Source organism: Thermoanaerobacterium thermosulfurigenes (genome assembly GCF_051201035.1).
Taxonomy (GTDB): Bacteria; Bacillota; Thermoanaerobacteria; order Thermoanaerobacterales; family Thermoanaerobacteraceae; genus Thermoanaerobacterium; species Thermoanaerobacterium thermosulfurigenes.
On the sequence record NZ_JBPODR010000003.1, the window covers coordinates 85,504 to 103,391 of the forward strand.

Here is a 17,888-nt window from a genome sequence, read left to right on the forward strand (position 1 = left end):
TGATATTATGGCTTATATGTTGAAATTAAGGGATAAAGAGTTGGAAATCGGCAAGAGAACGTACATAATGGGAATTTTGAATATGACGCCTGATTCTTTCTCTGATGGGGGAAAATACAATACATTGGAGAAGGGCATGGAGAGAGCCTTAAAGATGATGGAAGATGGAGCAGATATAATAGACGTAGGCGGAGAATCTTCAAGGCCTGGGTACGAACCTGTTACTGCAGAAGAAGAAATTTCAAGGATAAATGATATAGTTAAGAAGTTATGTGAAGTAGATACCATAATTTCAATTGATACGATGAAGTCAAAAGTGGCTTACGAGTGTCTTAAAAATGGAGCACACATCATAAACGATATCTGGGGTTTGCAAAGAGATCCCGATATGGCAAAAGTCGTCGCCGATCATGGCGCTGGCGTTGTAATAATGCACAATAAAGAAGTGGCAGAGTACCATGACCTTTTGCAGGAGGTTATAAACTTCTTTGAGAAAAGCATTGATATTGCCTTAAAAGCAGGCATAAAAAAGGAAAGCATAATGATTGATCCAGGAATAGGTTTTGGAAAGACTTTAGAGCACAATCTGACATTGATGAAAAGGCTTGATGAGCTTAAAATATTGGGACTTCCTATATTGCTTGGGACATCAAGAAAATCGATGATAGGGCGTGTCTTAAACCTTGACGTAAATGAAAGAATGGAGGGCTCTGCTGCCACAGTTGCGGTTGGAATAGTGAAAGGTGCTGACATTGTCAGAGTGCACGACGTGAAAGAAATGTGGCGAGTGGCCAAGATGACGGATGCGATGGTAAGATGAAAGATATCTTTTTATCAATTGGCTCTAACATGGGCGATAGGGAAGAATACTTGAGAAACGCCCTTATGAAGCTTTCAGAAAATTCTGTTATCACAGAAAAGGTGTCGCCTATTTACGAGACAGAACCTGTAGGTTATAAAGATCAAGGTAAATTTTTAAATGCCGTAGCAAAGGTAAAAACGGAACTTAAACCACATGAACTGTTAAAGGTTGTGAATAGTGTAGAAAAAGAGCTTAAAAGAGAGAGAACTGTAAGATGGGGCCCGAGGACGATTGACATAGACATCCTTCTGTACGGTGATTTGGTTGTAGATGATGACGATTTAAAAATACCTCATGAGCGCATGTGGGAAAGAGCTTTTGTGTTGATTCCACTTAATGATATTGCACCTTACATAACAAAAGATGGGGAGAAATTGTCTCGCATAATAGAAAGGCTGCCGGATAGAGAAGGTGTCAAACTATTAAAGAGAGATTGGTACAAGGTGGTGTAAATATGAAGGTGACAAAGGTATTCACATTTGACAGTGCCCACAATTTGACCAGGTACAATGGCAAGTGCGAAAATCTTCATGGGCATACGTACAAGCTGGAGGTAACGGTGGAAGGCAGTATAGACGATGAGGGAATGGTCATAGATTTTGCTCATCTTAAAGCTATCGTTGATAGTGAAGTGGTAAAAAAATTGGATCATGCGTACTTAAATGAAGTCTTAGGCTTTAATACGACGTGTGAAAATATAGCAATTTGGATGTGGAGGAAGTTAGACCCTCTTTTAAAAGATGATAGATTTCATCTTTTCAGCATAAGGTTGTGGGAAACTCCTACGAGTTTTGCTGAAGTAACCATACAGGACTTTACAAAGTAACTGTGGAAGGTCGGCGTTAAATGTTTATAGAAAACCCTATTGTAAGAGGGAGATTTTTGGAGAGGATAAACAGATTTTTAGCTCGTGTAGAGATAGATGGTGAAATTATGACTGTTCATGTTCCAAATACAGGTAGGTGCAAGGAACTTTTTGTGCCTGGCGCAACTGTTGTCCTTGAAAGGCGGGAAGGAATGGGGAGAAAAACTCCTTACGAATTAGAATTCGTCTATAAAGGGAAAAGGCTTATATCTATCGATTCACAGATTCCCAACAAAGTGGTGATGGATAACATTTTAAAAGGCAAATTAGATAAGTTTGTAGGTTATGATGTAATCGAAAAAGAAAAGACATATAAAAACAGCAAATTTGATCTTAGGCTTTCTAAAAAAGATGAAGTTTTTTTCGTAGAAGTGAAAGGTGTAACCCTTGAGGAAAATGGCGTTGTAATGTTTCCGGATGCACCAACTGAAAGAGGAACAAAACACATGATGGAACTTAAGAAAGCTAAAGAAGAAGGTATGAGGGCTGCTGTCGTTTTTCTCGTGCAGATGGATGATGTGCTTTATTTTACGCCAAATGTAAAGACAGATGTTAAATTTGCATCTGCTTTGAAAGATGCTATTGAATCCGGTGTTGAAGCGTACGCATATTGTTGCGACGTTAAAGAAAACTTTATTGACATTAAAGGTGAAGTTAAAATTAAAATTTAACCATATTCATGGGGCGAGGTTACTCGTCTTTTGTTTTTTTGATAAAAGTCATATAATATAATTATTAATTAGTAATTGAGGTGAATATATGATTACAAAAGAGATGATAGACAGGATAAATTATCTGTACCATAAATCAAAAAATGAAGGTTTAACAGATGAAGAAAAGATAGAGCAGTCAAAATTAAGGATGGAGTACGTAAAGGAAATAAGACAGAGAGTAAAACAGCAGCTTGACAGCATAAAATTTGTAGATGAAGATAATTGTCACGATGATTGCTGCCATCATCACCATCACCATTAAAAGAGGGAGAGATGTTTCTCCCTCATGTGACTTTGTCGTGCATAGGCCTTTTTACATCTTTGCTTATGCCATGGTTGTGGGCTCTGTACTGGACTTTTTGCGATTTTGCTTCTCGCTTAAAATGCCTTGTCTCCCACTTGTAGATGTCAGCAGCGAATTCCACTCGGTTTCCCTTGATGTTGGTCCAGTGGCTCTTTCTGATTGACATCAAAAACACCTCCAATGATTTTTGGTGTTTAATTATATTTTTCATTTATAAAACAAATTTATACTGATGGTATCATTTTAAATTTAAAGAAAGGATGTTTTTTATGAAAGAGGATCAAAAATACATAACGTGCGATGATGCGCTTAGACTAAACAGGAGCCAGGTGCGGGAAAATTACAAGGAGTACGTGAATTCTAATTTTGTTTCTATGTTGTCGATGTTGCAGTTTGATAAACTTTTTGTGAAAGCAAAAGGCGTATCTGTATGGGACAGCGATGGAAATGAATATTTGGATTTTCTTGGCGGATATGGTGCATTAAATTTAGGTCACAATCCAGATGAGATTTATGAAGCGATAGAAAAAGTGAAAGATTTTCCAAACATACTTCAGGCTGCAGTAAATGATTTTCCGGGGGCACTGGCGTATGATTTGGCAATGGTTACGCCTGGCGATTTAAAGAAAAGCTTTTTCTGCAACAGCGGTGCTGAAGCAGTGGAAGGCGCCTTGAAACTTGCTAAAATTGCTTCAGGCAAGCATAAAATAGTCTACTGCAAAAATTCATTTCATGGAAAATCTGCAGGAGCTCTCTCTGTTACGGGACGTGAAAAATACCAGAAGTACTTTATGCCTCTCCTTCCCGACACAGTGCAGGTGGAATATGGAGACGCCAATGCATTAGAAGATGCGTTAAAGGGAAAAGATGTAGCTGCATTTATTGTTGAACCAATACAAGGTGAAGGCGGCGTCATAGTGCCGCCAGATGGATATTTAAGAGAAGTGAGAGAGCTTACTGAGAAATACGATGCGTATCTGATATTTGATGAAGTACAGACTGGGTTTGGCAGGACTGGAAAGATGTTTGCGTGTGAACATGAAAATGTGGTGCCTGACATAATGTGCTTGGCTAAGTCCTTAGGAGGCGGTGTGATGCCTATAGGTGCGTATATTGCAAAGGATGAGATTTGGAAAAAAGGATATGGAACTACCGATAGGTGTCTTTTACATACATCAACTTTTGGAGGCAATACGTTGGCATGTGCTGCTGGCATTACAGCTATAAAACTTATTTTAGACAAAAACCTTCCTGATGCTGCGAGAGAAAAAGGAGAGTACTTCTTAAAGAGGCTAAAGGAACTAAAAGAAAAACATAAATTGATAAAAGATGTAAGAGGCAAAGGGCTTATGATAGGTGTTGAATTTAACCAGCCAGAAGGCGGGCTTTTAGACAAATTGTCTGGAGGAGCCGTATCAAAATTGTCCAACGAATATTTAGGTTCATTGGTGGCTGGAGAACTTCAAAATAAACATCATATTATAACCGCATATACCCTTAACAATCCAAACGTTATAAGGTTTGAACCGCCGCTTATTGTGACTAAAGAGCAGATTGATAGAGTTGTAGATGCTTTGGATGAGATAATGACGAGAAGCGGCAGTCTTTTGGGGATGACATTGTCCAGCGCAAAGACTGTTTTGGGCTCATTTTTCAACAGATAGGTGATTTTTGTGGATATTAAGAAATTGTTTGATAGCGGTATAAGCTTTGATGAGTTTATTAAAAGTGGAGACAACAAAAAACCGGAAATTTTCAAAAACAGGTTTGAGATTGTAAATATAGATGAAAGCATAAAGAATATTAAAAATAGCAGCATGGTTTCAAATGTTTTGGCTTTTGCTGAAAGCTGGTGCCCGGACTGCCAAGTAAGCTTACCTATAATGGCTAAAATATGTGCTATATTGGGAATCGATTTTCGCATATTGAAAAGAGAAGGGCACGAAGAAGACATGATGACATTTTGCAAAGACAAAGAAGCAAAGATACCTACATTCGTATTTCTCGACTATGATTTTAATGTATTGGATATTTGGATAGAAAGGCCTAAAATAATAAAAGAACTTGTGGGAAAAGGCGACAATAGCTTTAGAATAGGTTATGTAAATGGAGAATACGACAAAGAAATTATAGATGAGCTTTTGGAAAAAATATCCCGTTCATGATGGCGGGATATTTTTTTATGGCGTATCAAATAAAATTTGCAAATGACGATATAAAAATTTAGAAATTTTAAGATATGAAGAAAAATCACGGCAAATGGACAGAAAAATTCAATGAGAATAGATTTGTTCAAACACACAATAAGATGTATAATTAACTTTATCAGCATACAAAATATTGTAGTTAAATACATATGAGGAGAGGTTTTAAATGAATTTAACTGAAAACTCTAAGAAGGTTCTTGAGAGAAGGTATTTGGCAAAAGATGAGAATGGACGCGTCGTTGAGACCGTTGAGGAGCTTTTTGAGAGAGTTGCGAAAGCAATTTCAGATGTAGACAAAGAATACGATATAAACGCAGATACGGAAAAGGTCAAAAAAAAGTTTTATGAGATGATGACGAATTTGGACTTTCTGCCTAATTCTCCCACGCTTATGAATGCGGGAAGGCCATTAGGACAGCTTTCGGCGTGCTTTGTGCTTCCTGTGGGGGATTCCATGGAAGAAATATTTGACGCAGTGAAGTATGCTGCCATAATTCACAAAAGCGGCGGTGGTACCGGATTTAGCTTTTCAAGGCTTAGACCGAAAGGAGCTACAGTAAGATCGACAGGTGGTGTAGCGTCTGGGCCTGTAAGCTTTATGAAAGTGTTTAATTCTGCTACTGAAGCGGTAAAACAGGGCGGCACACGCCGTGGAGCAAATATGGGCATACTTAGGATAGATCATCCAGATATCCTTGAATTCATACAGTGCAAGCAAGACAACAATGAAATCACCAATTTTAACATAAGTGTAGGAATAACAGAAGATTTTATGAAAGCAGTTGAAAAAGGACAGGATTATGACTTAATAGATCCGCATACCAATAAAGTCGTGAAAAGCTTAAATGCCAGAGAAGTATTTAAGCTTATTGTGGAAATGGCTTGGAAAAACGGAGAACCTGGAATCGTATTTTTAGATCGCATAAACGAAAAAAATCCAACGCCTCTTGCGGGTGAGATAGAATCAACTAACCCATGTGTCACTGGGGATACGTGGGTATCTACAGAGTATGGTTTGATGAGAATTGATGAGATATATAATAAATATCAAAATGGGGGATTGAATATTGTAACAGATAATAGAGTCCCTATGACACAATATCAAGTAGTAAATGGAGGATATATTACAGAAGCTGTCCCTGATTTGAATAGTGAAGGTACATCTTTAAACATGATAAGTAACGTATACAATAATGGAGAAAAAGATGTAATCAAATTAACACTGAAATCAGGCTATGAGATAAAAGCAACTCCTGATCATAGATTTTTAACATCAAAAGGATGGAAAGAACTTAGTAGGATTAAAATTGGTGATGAAATTTTAATACAATCAGGAGATGGATTTTTTTCGAATGTTTATGAACTTCCTTTTAAAGTAGATAATATTTATACTGGAAATAATGGAAGGACTTATACATTAAATTTGCCTAATAAATGGTCTAAAGAGCTTGGACAGACATTGGGCTGGCTTATAGGCGATGGTTGGCTAAGAGATGGTGATAAAGATACAAGAGTAGGATTTACTTTTGGAAATGATGATGTAGAAGTAATGTATCACCTAAAACCATTTATTAATAATATATATGGCAAAGATGTAAAAGAAGTTAAAAGAGAAAACGGTGTTTATCATCTTTCATACCATAGTAAATACCTTGTAGAGTTTTTTAAAAAATTGGGTGTAAAAAATGTGAAAGCAGAAAATAAGCAAGTGCCTCAAAGCATATATAAAGCTCCATATGAAGCCGTTGTAGGTTTCCTACAAGCACTGTTTACAGCCGATGGAAGTGTTAGGGATAATCCTAAGTCTAATAGTTCATGGGTAGTATTGACATCAAAAAGTAAAAGGTTACTGCAAGATGTGCAAATATTGCTTATAAATTTGGGTATGAAAAGTGTCATATTCGATCGTTCGAGAAAACCAAGAAAAGCAACGTTTAAGTATACTTCTGTTAATGGAGAAGAAAAATTTTATAGCACTGATGGTATTTTGTATGAGTTAGGTATTTTTGGAAAATCACGTGATAAATTTGCCAAAGAGATTGGGTTTATGTCTGAAAAGAAACAAAAAGCACTTAGCAATATTAAGTATAAATCATTCTATAAAACGAAATTTTATGATGAAGTTGCAGCAATTGAAAAAATTGGTAAAGAAGTAGTGTATGATTTAACTGAACCTGTTACACATTCTATGATTTGTAATGGAATAGTAGTTCATCAATGTGGTGAACAGCCACTTTTGCCATATGAATCCTGCAACTTAGGCTCTATAAACCTAAAAAATATGCTTAAAGAGGAAAACGGCAAATACGAAGTAGATTATGGTAAATTGAGAGATACTGTTCATAATGCTGTGCATTTTCTTGACAATGTGATCGATGCAAATAAGTATCCACTGCCACAGATAGACGAAATGACGAAAGGTACAAGAAAAATAGGCTTAGGAGTTATGGGATTTGCTGACATGCTTCTTATGCTTAATATACCTTATAATTCTGAAGAAGCTGTGGAATTTGCTGATAAATTGATGAAATTCATCGATGAAGAATCTAAAGCGGCATCGATGGAACTTGCAGAAAAGAGAGGCGTTTTTAAATACTACGATAAAAGTATATACAAAGACAAGAACATAAGATTGAGGAATGCAACAACTACAACTATAGCACCTACTGGCACGATATCTATTATTGCAGGAACGTCCAGCGGAATTGAGCCGCTTTTTGCAATAGCTATGACAAGAAATGTAATGGATAATACACAGCTTGTGGAAGTCAATCCCATATTTAAGGAAGTGGCTTTGAAAAGAGGATTTTATTCAGAAGAATTGATGAAGAAGATAGCACAGCAAGGCACATTAAAAGGCATTGATGGCATACCGGATGATGTAAAAAGGGTTTTTGTAACAGCTCACGACATAGATCCTGTATGGCATATAAAGATGCAAGCGGCTTTTCAAAAACACGTTGACAATGCGGTTTCAAAGACGGTGAACTTCAGACATGATGCGACAGTAGATGATGTAAGGGAAGTTTACGAGTTGGCATACAAATTGGGACTTAAAGGTGTTACCATCTACCGCGATGGAAGCCGCGACTCACAGGTGCTTAATTTGGGGATAAAGAAAGACGAAAAAGAAAGTGTGAAAGAAAATACGAAAGAGGAGAAACATGGGAATCGCAATCAAATCGTTCCAAGACCAAGACCTTCTGTGACGAAAGGCATAACTGAAAAGGTGAGGATTGGCTGCGGCAACTTGTACATTACCGTCAATTACGATGACGAAGGTATATGCGAAGTATTTACTAATTTAGGACGAGCTGGAGGCTGTCCATCTCAGTCAGAGGCTACCAGTAGGCTGATATCTATAGCTTTAAGATCGGGACTCGATGCGAAATCTATAGTAGAGCAGCTAAAGGGTATAAGGTGTCATTCTACATTGAGGCAAATGGCAAATAATAAGGAAATTAAAGTTCTTTCGTGTCCAGATGCTATTGCCAAAGTCATTGAAAAAGTGATGAAATTAAAAGTCGAAGAAGATGAAAACTTTGCTCCAATCGACGTGCCTATAAATGGTAACAACCATAAAAATGATGATGCGGTTTTACAGGCGGCATATACTTATGACACACAAGAAGAACGCTTTTGTCCAGAATGCGGCAGTGAAATAGAACATGAAGGTGGCTGTGTAGTGTGTAAAAATTGTGGTTACTCAAAATGCGGTTAATGGACTGTTAAAAAAATCTCCCTAAAACAGGGAGATTTTTTAATTCAATCAAAAAACGACAAATTGTGAATAATATATGTGATATAATTTCATTTGTATATAAAATTTTATCTATTAACAATGAAGGATTTTTTTAATTTGTGTCGAATAACACATTAATTAGATTAAGAGGGGTTAAAAATGTTAAAAAAAAGGGAAGCATTGTTTGATTTTGTGTTAATTGCGGTGGGGTTTTCGCTTCTGCTATATGCATGTTTTAAATACAGCATTAAAATCGACGTAAAGTTATTTTCTATACTTTTGTTAGCCATGGTTACTCTTGACAATTTGGGTATAAAGTACACAGATATAAAGCTTTCCATAAGTCCTGTAATCACGATAGCATATTTTTTGATATATGGTACAGAGTCATCAGTTCTTTTGGCTGTTGCATCTACCATGATTGAAACAATATTTTTTAGAAAAAAAGTAAAGAATGGATTTTTAAATGGAGCAATGTTTTCCATAACATACATAGTAGCAGGGCATCTTTATGAGATTTTAGGCGGAAAAATCGGGCGATTTTCCATTGGACAACTAATATACATAGTGATTTATGTTTTGACCAGTTTTGCAATAAATTACTTTATCTTGTTTTATGCGTTAAAGGCACAGGGAAAAATTCTATTTAAAAAATACTGGACAGAGAGCTCGGTTTTAGAGTTGGCTTCTTATTTTGTAATGGTACCTGTAGGTATATTTTTAGCTAATATGTATATGAAATTTGGCACTGTTATTTTTATATACCACGTCATACCTTTGATTTTGCTGTCGTTTTTCATAAAAGCTTTTATGGATCTTTACAAGGCCAATCAGAGGCTAAATGCTTTATATGAAATGGTGAAAATAATCAATTCGAAGTTGGATTTAGACAAAACTTTAGAAGCAATATTGTATGAGACAGAAAAAGTGGTAACCGTATCGGGAGTAGCTATTTATTTGAAAGATGACAATGGCTTTTTGATAAATGAAAAGACTAAGTGTCGGGAAGAATCATTAGGAGCTTTTAAGGATGTGTACATGAACAATGAAGGTCTGATAGGTAAAGTAGTAAGTGAGGGTAAGTCTGTAATAATAGGCAATTTAAAAACAGATAAGCGCTCCTCAGACAAAAATATATCTAATTATTACGATTCTGCAATTGTAGTTCCTATAAAAGGAGCAGAAGGTGTAATAGGTTGTATATCTGCATTTCAAAATGAAATCAACGCATTCGATGAAGATTCTTTAAAGATAATGGAGGCATTATCAGAGCAGTCTTCAATAGCCATAATGAACGCAAAGAGGTACTTTGAAATAAGCAAAAGGTCTATTACTGATCCACTTACAAAAACATATAACAGGAGATTTTTCGATCAGATATTGCATGACAGCATAGCAAAATCATCTATTGAAAAGACGTCTGTAAGCCTCATAATGCTGGATGTAGATAGGTTTAAACAGATTAACGATACATACGGGCACATGGTGGGAGATACCGTGCTTAGGGAGATTGCATCGAGGATAAAAAGCTGTGTTAGAAACAATGATATCGTTGCAAGATATGGCGGGGAGGAGTTTTCTGTTATACTTCCAAACTTGACAGCCGAACAGGCGTGTGTGATCGCTGAAAGGATAAGGTATGAAGTATCGTCTAAACCGATAAAGACTGATGCTGGCGATATAAGTATAACTGTCAGCGCTGGCGTCGCTGATTTTCCAAATAAAGCGGAGTCAGCAGAGAAACTTATAAGCCATGCTGATAGGGCTCTTTACGCTGGCTGCAAGACAAAAGGCAGAGACAGAGTCGCTGTGTATGAAATATAAATCTTCATAATATCTTCATTTTGAGTGGATACAATATATGTAAGCGATCTTTCAAGGAGGAATTCAAAATGGAGATATTTAGGTATATATTTGACAGCAAGTATAGAGAAAAAGTTTCAAACGAGTTTACACAGCAAGTCATTACATTAAGCGATGAAGCAGAAAAATCAATTAATGATGCTTACAATCAAACCAATCAAAATGTTGCTGATAACAACAAAGACCAATAAACGCCGGTTTATACCGGCATTTAAAGAAATTGATGAAGCAGATTTGGTGATATTTGCAGCAGATGTGGCAGTAAAAGAAGAGTTGAGGTTCAAAGATAAACCAATTTATAAAGTAGAGGCGCAAAAGGCCATAAAAAATGCTAAGGCAGTCGTTGAAGATGCTCTTAAGATACTTCAGAAATGGGGAGGTTAACCTCCTCATTTTGTTATATTTTGATTTGTTTTCATAGACAAACTTCAATTAATTTGATTTTTATGATATGATAAATTGTGAAGGTGGGATAAGTGAAATATGTTTGAAAAAACAGTCTATAAATGATACACTATTCTTGTTGTTTGCCAGTTAATAACTGTTGGCAAAATATTATAAACACTTAAAATTTTACTACTATTATGCTATAATATCTATTAAAGTCAAATGAGGAGGAAAAAAGATGTTAAAAGGCGTTGCGGCTTCACCGGGTATTGCAATAGGCAAGGTTTTTTTGTACACGAAGAAATTTGCTGAAATCAATACACAAAATATCGATGAATCAATGGTAAAAGATGAAATAGCAAAATTTGAAAATGCGATTGAATTGACAAAAGCTCAATTGGAAAAGATCAAGGAAAAGACGGAAAGGGAGTTTGGAAAAGACAAGGCTGAGATTTTTGAAGCACATCTTATGCTGGCAAACGACCCGGAGCTTTATGATTCTGTTGTAAATATGATAAAAATTGACTATGTTACGGCTGACAATGCAGTGAATCACGTCATTGAGCAGCATGCATCTGTGATGGAATCCCTTGATGACAAGTATTTAAAAGAAAGAGCGGTTGACTTAAGAGATGTTGGGCATAGGATAATAAATAATATACACGGTATAGTGGATGTAAATTTGTCAGAGCTTGATGAAGATGTGATAATAATTGCCAAAGATTTAACACCATCTGACACGGCTACAATGAGAAAAGAAAAAGTCTTAGGATTTGCTACAGATGTAGGTGGTAGGACTTCCCACACTGCTATTATGGCACGATCATTAGAAATTCCAGCAGTAGTTGGCACAGGAAATGTCACTAAGCAAGTTTCTGATGGTGATATCGCCATTGTAGATGGAAACGAAGGAGTAGTAATTGTAAATCCCACTGAAGATGTCCTCAAGGAATATGAGGAAAAGCGCGATAAATACAAAATTCGAGTTGAAAAGCTAAAAGAGTTAAAAGATTTGCCTGCAGTTACGACAGACGGAAGGCAATCGATGCTGGCGGCAAATATCGGCACTCCTAATGACGTAGAAGGTGCTTTGAAAAACGGTGCTGAGGGGATAGGACTCTTTAGAACAGAATTTTTGTACATGAATAGGAATGATTTTCCTAAAGAAGAAGAACAATTTGAAGCATATAAATACGTTGCAGAGAAGATGAATGGCAAACCAGTCACCATAAGGACATTAGATATTGGCGGTGATAAGAAGCTACCATATCTAAATATGCCAGACGAGATGAATCCATTTTTGGGTTACAGAGCCATAAGGCTTTGTCTTGACGAAAGAGAGATGTTTAAAACACAGCTTAGAGCTTTGCTTAGAGCCAGTGCATTTGGGAATATATTGATAATGTATCCGATGATTTCTTCGGTAGTTGAAGTAAGAAAGGCAAATGAGATCTTAAACGAAGTTAAAGAAGAACTGGATCAAAAGGGCATAAAATACGATAAAAACATAAAAGTTGGCATAATGGTAGAAATACCATCTGCTGCAGTGACTGCGGATCTTCTCGCAAAAGAAGTAGACTTCTTTAGCATCGGAACTAACGATTTGTGCCAATACACGCTTGCTGTTGATAGGATGAATGAGAGGATAAAGGATTACTATAAGCCGTTTAATCCTGCTATATTAAGGCTTATTAAGAATGTCATAGACGCATCACACAAAGAAGGCATATTCACAGCTATGTGCGGTGAAATGGCGGGAGATCCTCTTACAACGGTTATTCTTTTAGGATTAGGCTTGGATGAATTTTCAATGAGTGCAAGTTCAATACCGAATATAAAGAATATCATAAGAAATGTTTCTTATGAAAAAGCTAAAGAGTTTACGGAAATTGTATTAAACATGTCAACACCTGATGATATAGAAGAAGCAGCAAAAAAAATTTTATATGAAATAATTGGCGAATAAAAAACCTCCGGGTATACCGGAGGTTTTTTAAAAAAAATTTCAAATTAAAAAAGGAAATTTAAAATCAGTATAGAATAATAATATTAAAGCAATAAGATAGGGGGATATATATGAAAGATTATAAAACGCAACAAATAAGAAATGTTGGATTAGTTTCACATGGAGGAGCTGGAAAAACTACGCTTACAGAAGCACTACTATACAATGCAAAAGCCATAGATAGGATTGGGCGCGTAGAAGACGGAACAACTGTATCTGATTACGATCCTGAGGAAATTTCAAGGCAAATCTCTATATCCACATCTGTAATTCCGATTGAGTGGAAAGACTGCAAAATAAACGTGCTTGATACACCTGGATACTTTGATTTTTTTGGCGAAGTAATCAGTGGATTGAAGGCTACCGATAGTGCTGTACTGGTTGTTTGTGCTGCATCAGGGGTTGAAGTTGGCACTGAAAAATCATTTCACATGTTAGAGGCTGAAAAGCTTCCTACTGTGGTTTTTATAAACAAGATGGATAGAGAAAATGCAGACTTTTATAAGACACTTGATCAGTTGAGAAATAAGTTTGGCAATAAAGTTGTGCCTATGACATTGCCTATTGGCAGTGAACACAGTTTTACTGGATATGTAGACCTTATTACGAATAAAGCATACGTTTACACCCAGAAGGGGGTTCAAGAGACAGACATTCCTGCTGAGATGGAAGAAAGTGCATCGCAATATAGAGAGGAGCTTATAGAAGACATTGCTGAAAATGATGAAGCCTTGATGGAAAAGTTTTTTGCGGGAGAAGAGCTTTCTAAAGACGAATTGCTTAAAGGTTTAAAGGAAGGTGTGAAAAGTAGGGACATTTTCCCTGTAGTTTGTGGGTCAAGCTTAAAAAATATCGGTATAGATGCATTGTTAAATATTATGACAGATGTTTTGCCATCGCCTATTGAGGCCAACAAATTTAAGGCTGTGGCAGATGAAAATAAACCTTATTCAGCTTTTGTATTTAAGACGATAGCGGATCCTTTTGTAGGGAAATTATCTATATTTAGAGTAGTTTCTGGAACTGTATCTTCTGACTCCACTGTGTATAATGGTACAAAGAAGGCAAATGAAAAGATTGGACAGTTGTATGTATTAAGAGGAAAAAAGCAGATACCCGTTTCAAAATTGGTTGCTGGTGATATAGGAGCATGTTCAAAATTGCAATTTACAATGACAGGCGATACACTTTGTGATCAGGCAAATCAAATAGAATATGGCCCCATTGTATTTCCTGAGCCCACATTGGCTTTGGCAATCGAGCCTAAGGCAAAAGGCGATGAAGACAAGATAAGCAATGGACTTCAGAGGCTTCAAGAGGAAGATCAGACGTTTAAAGTCGAGAAAAATGTCGAAACAGGGCAAGTTATAGTATATGGCATGGGTGAGCAGCATATAGAAGTCATATCCAAGAAACTTCAAAGCAAATTTGGCGTAGAGTGTGTTCTTACAGAGCCTATAATACCTTACAGAGAGACGATAAAAGGCAAATCAAAAGTAGAAGGCAAGCACAAAAAGCAGACTGGTGGACATGGGCAATACGGCCATGTATGGATAGAATTTGAACCGTACAAAGAAGGAGAGTTTAAATTTGAAGATAAGATATTTGGTGGAGCGGTGCCAAAGCAGTACATTCCTGCGGTTGAGAAAGGACTTAGAGAATGCATAAAAGAAGGCGTGCTTGCTAAGTACCCTGTTGTGAATATAAAAGCGACACTTTTGGATGGCTCTTTTCACCCTGTAGATTCATCTGAGATGGCGTTTAAAGTTGCTGCATCTATAGCTTTTAAGAAAGGCATGGAAGAGGCAAATCCTGTTTTGTTAGAGCCTATAATGCACGTAGAAGTAACGGTACCTGAAGAGTATATGGGAGATGTGATTGGAGACCTAAACAAAAGGAGAGGGCGCATATTAGGGATGGAGTCAAAGGGAGATATGGAGGTGGTGACTGCTGAAGTTCCTCAGGCTGAAATGGCCAAATATGCTACAGATTTAAGGTCATTGACACAGGCAAGAGGAGAATTCAAGATGTCGTTTGCAAGGTATGAGGAGGCACCACCTGCTGTTGCAGAAAAAGTCATAGAGGCGAGAAAGAAATCTCAAGAGTAATTTCAAATTGGGCTGTTGCACAACCGACTGAATAGGTCATAGTGCATCAGTCTTTTTTATAAGCAAAAACAAAATAGCGGGTTTCTAAATAATATCGATTGTACTTTTTAGTGATTTATCAATCTAAAGCAATAGATATTTGCAAGATTATGATATATAATATTCTTAATATACTGTATACTTTAAGGAGGGTAACAATGGATTTAAGGGAAGAAGCATTAAAATTACATAAAGAAAATAGGGGGAAAATCAGCATTTTAAGCAAAGTGCCAGTCAATGATTCAAAAGATTTGTCGCTGGCTTACACACCAGGTGTTGCAGAACCATGCAAAGAGATACAAAAAAATCCTGATGTTGCTTATGAATACACAAACAAGGGTAACTTTGTAGCGGTTGTCACTGATGGCAGTGCCGTTTTAGGGCTTGGCGATATTGGCGCTATGGCTGGAATGCCTGTAATGGAAGGAAAAGCGGTATTGTTTAAGGAATTTGGAGGAATTGATGCATTTCCAATTTGTATTGCTACAAAAGATGTTGATAAAATCGTTGAGACGGTTGTAAACATAGCTCCTACTTTTGGAGGCATAAATCTTGAAGATATATCTGCTCCAAGATGCTTTGAGATAGAAGAAAGATTAAAAGAAGCTTTGAATATACCTGTTTTTCACGACGATCAACATGGGACAGCGGTTGTTGTTTTTGCTGGATTGATAAATGCTTTAAAAATTGCAGGTAAAAGCTTGAATAGTATCAAAGTTGTCATAAATGGCGCTGGTGCAGCAGGCATTGCAATAGCGAAGTTACTTATCAATGCTGGAGTTGGAGACGTTGTGTTATGTGATAGAAAAGGCATCATTTACGATGGTAGAAATGATACAGATGTATCAAAAATATCAATTGCTAAGATTACGAATAAAGATAAGATAAAGGGAACGTTGGCTGATGCCTTGATTGGTGCGGATGTTTTTATAGGTGTATCCGCTCCTAATGTGCTTTCAAAAGACATGGTAAAATCCATGAACAAAAATTCGATTGTATTTGCATTGGCAAATCCAATTCCTGAAATATATCCTGAGGAGGCGAGAGAGGGCGGAGCACTTGTAATCGGAACTGGAAGATCTGATTTTCCAAATCAGATAAACAATGTGTTGGCTTTTCCAGGCATATTTAGAGGTGCCCTTGATGTTAGAGCTTCTGAGATAAATGAGGAAATGAAGATTCAAGCAGCATATGCAATTGCTGGATTGGTTTCTGATGATGAATTAAATGAAGATTACATAATACCAAAAGCATTTGATAAAAGAGTAGCTAAGGCGGTTGCATTGAGTGTTGTAAAAGCTGCTATAGATACAAATGTCGCTAGTTGCGATGTGGATATAAAAGAGATAGAGTCAAAATTGAATAAAATTTTATAGTATGAATTGACCTCCTTTGAAAAAAATAAATATAAATTAAAAAAGGAGGTTTTTTTATGCCACTACATCACAGACTTTCTAATATTTATTATGGCAATAATGATTTTATAAACATAGATGACGATATTGTAAAGATGTTAAGCGCGTATGGGAAATCTAATATTAAGAGAAAAGGCCATGAGTTTATAGATGAGTACAATGACTTTTACAGTGATTGTGATTTTTATTTTAGCGAAAATAAAAGTTATGATGAGTAAAAATTAATAAATATTTGAAATATACGTTTAATCTGCTTTAAATGACGCTTAAATGGAAAAATATAAATTAAATGGTTGTTGACTGTATAGAAAAGAGGAATAAAATAGTAAGTGAAAGTCAAAGAAAGTCAAAGTAAGAAAGAGGTGATGGGATGGCGAGGCTGAGCGATTTAATAGAAGATTTTATAAAAAGCTTGATAGAAGAAGCTGATGAAGAATATATTGAGATAAAGAGAAATGAACTGGCTAATATTTTCAATTGCGCCCCATCACAGATAAACTATGTACTTGAGACGAGATTCAACTTATCAAATGGATATATCATTGAAAGCAGGCGTGGTGGTGGCGGATACATTAAAATAATCAAAAGACCTGTTTCTAAGGATTGGATGGCAAAATTGATTTCAGATATAGGTGACAACATAACAGAAAGCAAAGGCAGGCTTTACATCGATACTTTATTAGAACATGATTTGATAACCGAAAGGGAAGCTGCATTGATGAAATCTGTGCTTAACGATAAGATTTTACCTGTTGCACAGTACGAAAAGCCTATTTTAAGGGCAATACTTTTAAAGGTGATGTTAGCAGAACTTTCAAATAATTTGATAAAAAGGAGTGATTGAAATGTTGTGCGATAAATGCAAAGAAAGACCAGCGACAGTCCATTATACTCAAATAATAAATGGTGTCAAGACTGAAATGAACTTGTGTGAGCAATGTGCACAAGAAGAAGGACTTTTAAACAGCGAGACATTTTCACCGTTTGTGAATTTTACACCATTTTCTGTGCAGGATTTGTTAGCAGGGTTAATGAATTTTCTTCCAAATACAGGAAATACTTATGTAGAAGAGCAATTAAAGTGCAGCAATTGCGGCATGACATACGACAGATTTAAAGAAACAGGCAGGCTTGGATGCAGTAGATGCTATGATTCATTTTCAGATGAATTAAATCCGCTTATAAGGAGAATTCATGGAAGCACTGGACATAGAGGTAAGATTCCAAGAAAGACTGGTGGAGCATTAAGGGCAAAGAGAGAAATAGAGGAGCTTAAAGCGAAACTGGACAAAGCAGTAAAAGAGGAAGCATTTGAGGAAGCTGCAAAATTGAGAGATAAAATCAGAGAATTGGAGAAAAAGTATGGAAAGTAGGTGAT

Annotated in this window: 18 protein-coding genes; 17 read left to right on the forward strand and 1 reads right to left on the reverse strand. The window is 36.4% G+C overall.

Going from position 1 to position 17,888, the window contains the following annotated elements:
* The first annotated feature begins 7 nt into the window (after positions 1-7).
* From folP to HNR52_RS01850, 5 genes are all read left to right on the forward strand, one after another.
* Positions 8-820, forward strand: a complete 813-nt coding sequence (gene folP / locus HNR52_RS01830; RefSeq protein ID WP_435619526.1) for a dihydropteroate synthase — start codon at positions 8-10, stop codon at positions 818-820.
* Positions 817-1,314 (forward strand): 2-amino-4-hydroxy-6-hydroxymethyldihydropteridine diphosphokinase, encoded by a 498-nt coding sequence (gene folK, locus HNR52_RS01835; protein ID WP_435619545.1) that lies wholly within the window; start codon positions 817-819, stop codon positions 1,312-1,314. The genes folP and folK overlap by 4 nt, the downstream gene beginning before the upstream one ends.
* 2 nt (positions 1,315-1,316) lie before the next feature.
* A complete protein-coding gene (queD, locus tag HNR52_RS01840) occupies positions 1,317-1,688 on the forward strand; it encodes a 6-carboxytetrahydropterin synthase QueD (RefSeq protein WP_013787098.1) in 372 nt (123 codons plus the stop codon).
* Between the two features lie 20 nt (positions 1,689-1,708).
* A complete protein-coding gene (gene sfsA, locus HNR52_RS01845) occupies positions 1,709-2,398 on the forward strand; it encodes a DNA/RNA nuclease SfsA (protein ID WP_435619527.1) in 690 nt (229 codons plus the stop codon).
* An 88-nt stretch (positions 2,399-2,486) separates the two neighbouring features.
* Complete coding sequence (locus HNR52_RS01850) at positions 2,487-2,702, forward strand: DUF896 domain-containing protein (RefSeq protein WP_013787100.1); 216 nt, start codon at positions 2,487-2,489, stop codon at positions 2,700-2,702.
* A 22-nt stretch (positions 2,703-2,724) separates the two neighbouring features.
* Here HNR52_RS01850 and HNR52_RS01855 read toward each other — a convergent pair whose 3' ends face one another.
* Positions 2,725-2,910 carry a hypothetical protein gene (locus tag HNR52_RS01855; protein ID WP_013787101.1) on the reverse strand — a complete coding sequence of 62 codons (186 nt, stop codon included), beginning with the start codon at positions 2,908-2,910 and terminating at the stop codon, positions 2,725-2,727.
* A 103-nt stretch (positions 2,911-3,013) separates the two neighbouring features.
* Here HNR52_RS01855 and HNR52_RS01860 point away from each other — a divergent pair, with 103 nt between their 5' ends.
* The 12 genes from HNR52_RS01860 to mcsA all read left to right on the forward strand — a co-directional run bounded on the left by HNR52_RS01860 (position 3,014) and on the right by mcsA (position 17,883).
* On the forward strand, positions 3,014-4,408 hold the full coding sequence (locus HNR52_RS01860) for an aspartate aminotransferase family protein (protein WP_013787102.1): 1,395 nt from the start codon (positions 3,014-3,016) through the stop codon (positions 4,406-4,408).
* 9 nt (positions 4,409-4,417) lie between these two features.
* Positions 4,418-4,909, forward strand: coding sequence for a thioredoxin family protein (locus tag HNR52_RS01865; protein WP_435619528.1), 492 nt, complete (start codon positions 4,418-4,420; stop codon positions 4,907-4,909).
* 208 nt (positions 4,910-5,117) lie between these two features.
* Positions 5,118-8,672: an adenosylcobalamin-dependent ribonucleoside-diphosphate reductase gene (locus tag HNR52_RS01870; protein ID WP_435619529.1), complete on the forward strand. Its 3,555-nt coding sequence runs from the start codon at positions 5,118-5,120 to the stop codon at positions 8,670-8,672.
* A gap of 180 nt (positions 8,673-8,852) precedes the next feature.
* Complete coding sequence (locus HNR52_RS01875) at positions 8,853-10,517, forward strand: sensor domain-containing diguanylate cyclase (RefSeq protein WP_435619530.1); 1,665 nt, start codon at positions 8,853-8,855, stop codon at positions 10,515-10,517.
* 68 nt (positions 10,518-10,585) lie between these two features.
* Positions 10,586-10,747 carry a hypothetical protein gene (locus tag HNR52_RS01880; RefSeq protein ID WP_435619531.1) on the forward strand — a complete coding sequence of 54 codons (162 nt, stop codon included), beginning with the start codon at positions 10,586-10,588 and terminating at the stop codon, positions 10,745-10,747.
* Positions 10,719-10,940, forward strand: a complete 222-nt coding sequence (locus HNR52_RS01885) for a hypothetical protein (protein ID WP_435619532.1) — start codon at positions 10,719-10,721, stop codon at positions 10,938-10,940. The genes HNR52_RS01880 and HNR52_RS01885 overlap by 29 nt, the downstream gene beginning before the upstream one ends.
* Positions 10,941-11,181: 241 nt before the next feature.
* Positions 11,182-12,909 (forward strand): phosphoenolpyruvate--protein phosphotransferase, encoded by a 1,728-nt coding sequence (ptsP, locus tag HNR52_RS01890; protein WP_435619533.1) that lies wholly within the window; start codon positions 11,182-11,184, stop codon positions 12,907-12,909.
* 110 nt (positions 12,910-13,019) lie between these two features.
* Positions 13,020-15,056 carry an elongation factor G gene (gene fusA, locus HNR52_RS01895; RefSeq protein ID WP_435619534.1) on the forward strand — a complete coding sequence of 679 codons (2,037 nt, stop codon included), beginning with the start codon at positions 13,020-13,022 and terminating at the stop codon, positions 15,054-15,056.
* 197 nt (positions 15,057-15,253) lie between these two features.
* On the forward strand, positions 15,254-16,471 hold the full coding sequence (locus tag HNR52_RS01900; protein WP_013787113.1) for an NAD(P)-dependent malic enzyme: 1,218 nt from the start codon (positions 15,254-15,256) through the stop codon (positions 16,469-16,471).
* A gap of 56 nt (positions 16,472-16,527) precedes the next feature.
* Positions 16,528-16,728: a hypothetical protein gene (locus tag HNR52_RS01905; protein ID WP_013787114.1), complete on the forward strand. Its 201-nt coding sequence runs from the start codon at positions 16,528-16,530 to the stop codon at positions 16,726-16,728.
* Positions 16,729-16,880: 152 nt separating this feature from the next.
* Positions 16,881-17,354, forward strand: coding sequence for a CtsR family transcriptional regulator (locus HNR52_RS01910; protein WP_013787115.1), 474 nt, complete (start codon positions 16,881-16,883; stop codon positions 17,352-17,354).
* Between the two features lies 1 nt (position 17,355).
* Positions 17,356-17,883 carry a protein-arginine kinase activator protein McsA gene (mcsA, locus tag HNR52_RS01915; RefSeq protein WP_013787116.1) on the forward strand — a complete coding sequence of 176 codons (528 nt, stop codon included), beginning with the start codon at positions 17,356-17,358 and terminating at the stop codon, positions 17,881-17,883.
* Positions 17,884-17,888 lie beyond the last annotated feature (5 nt).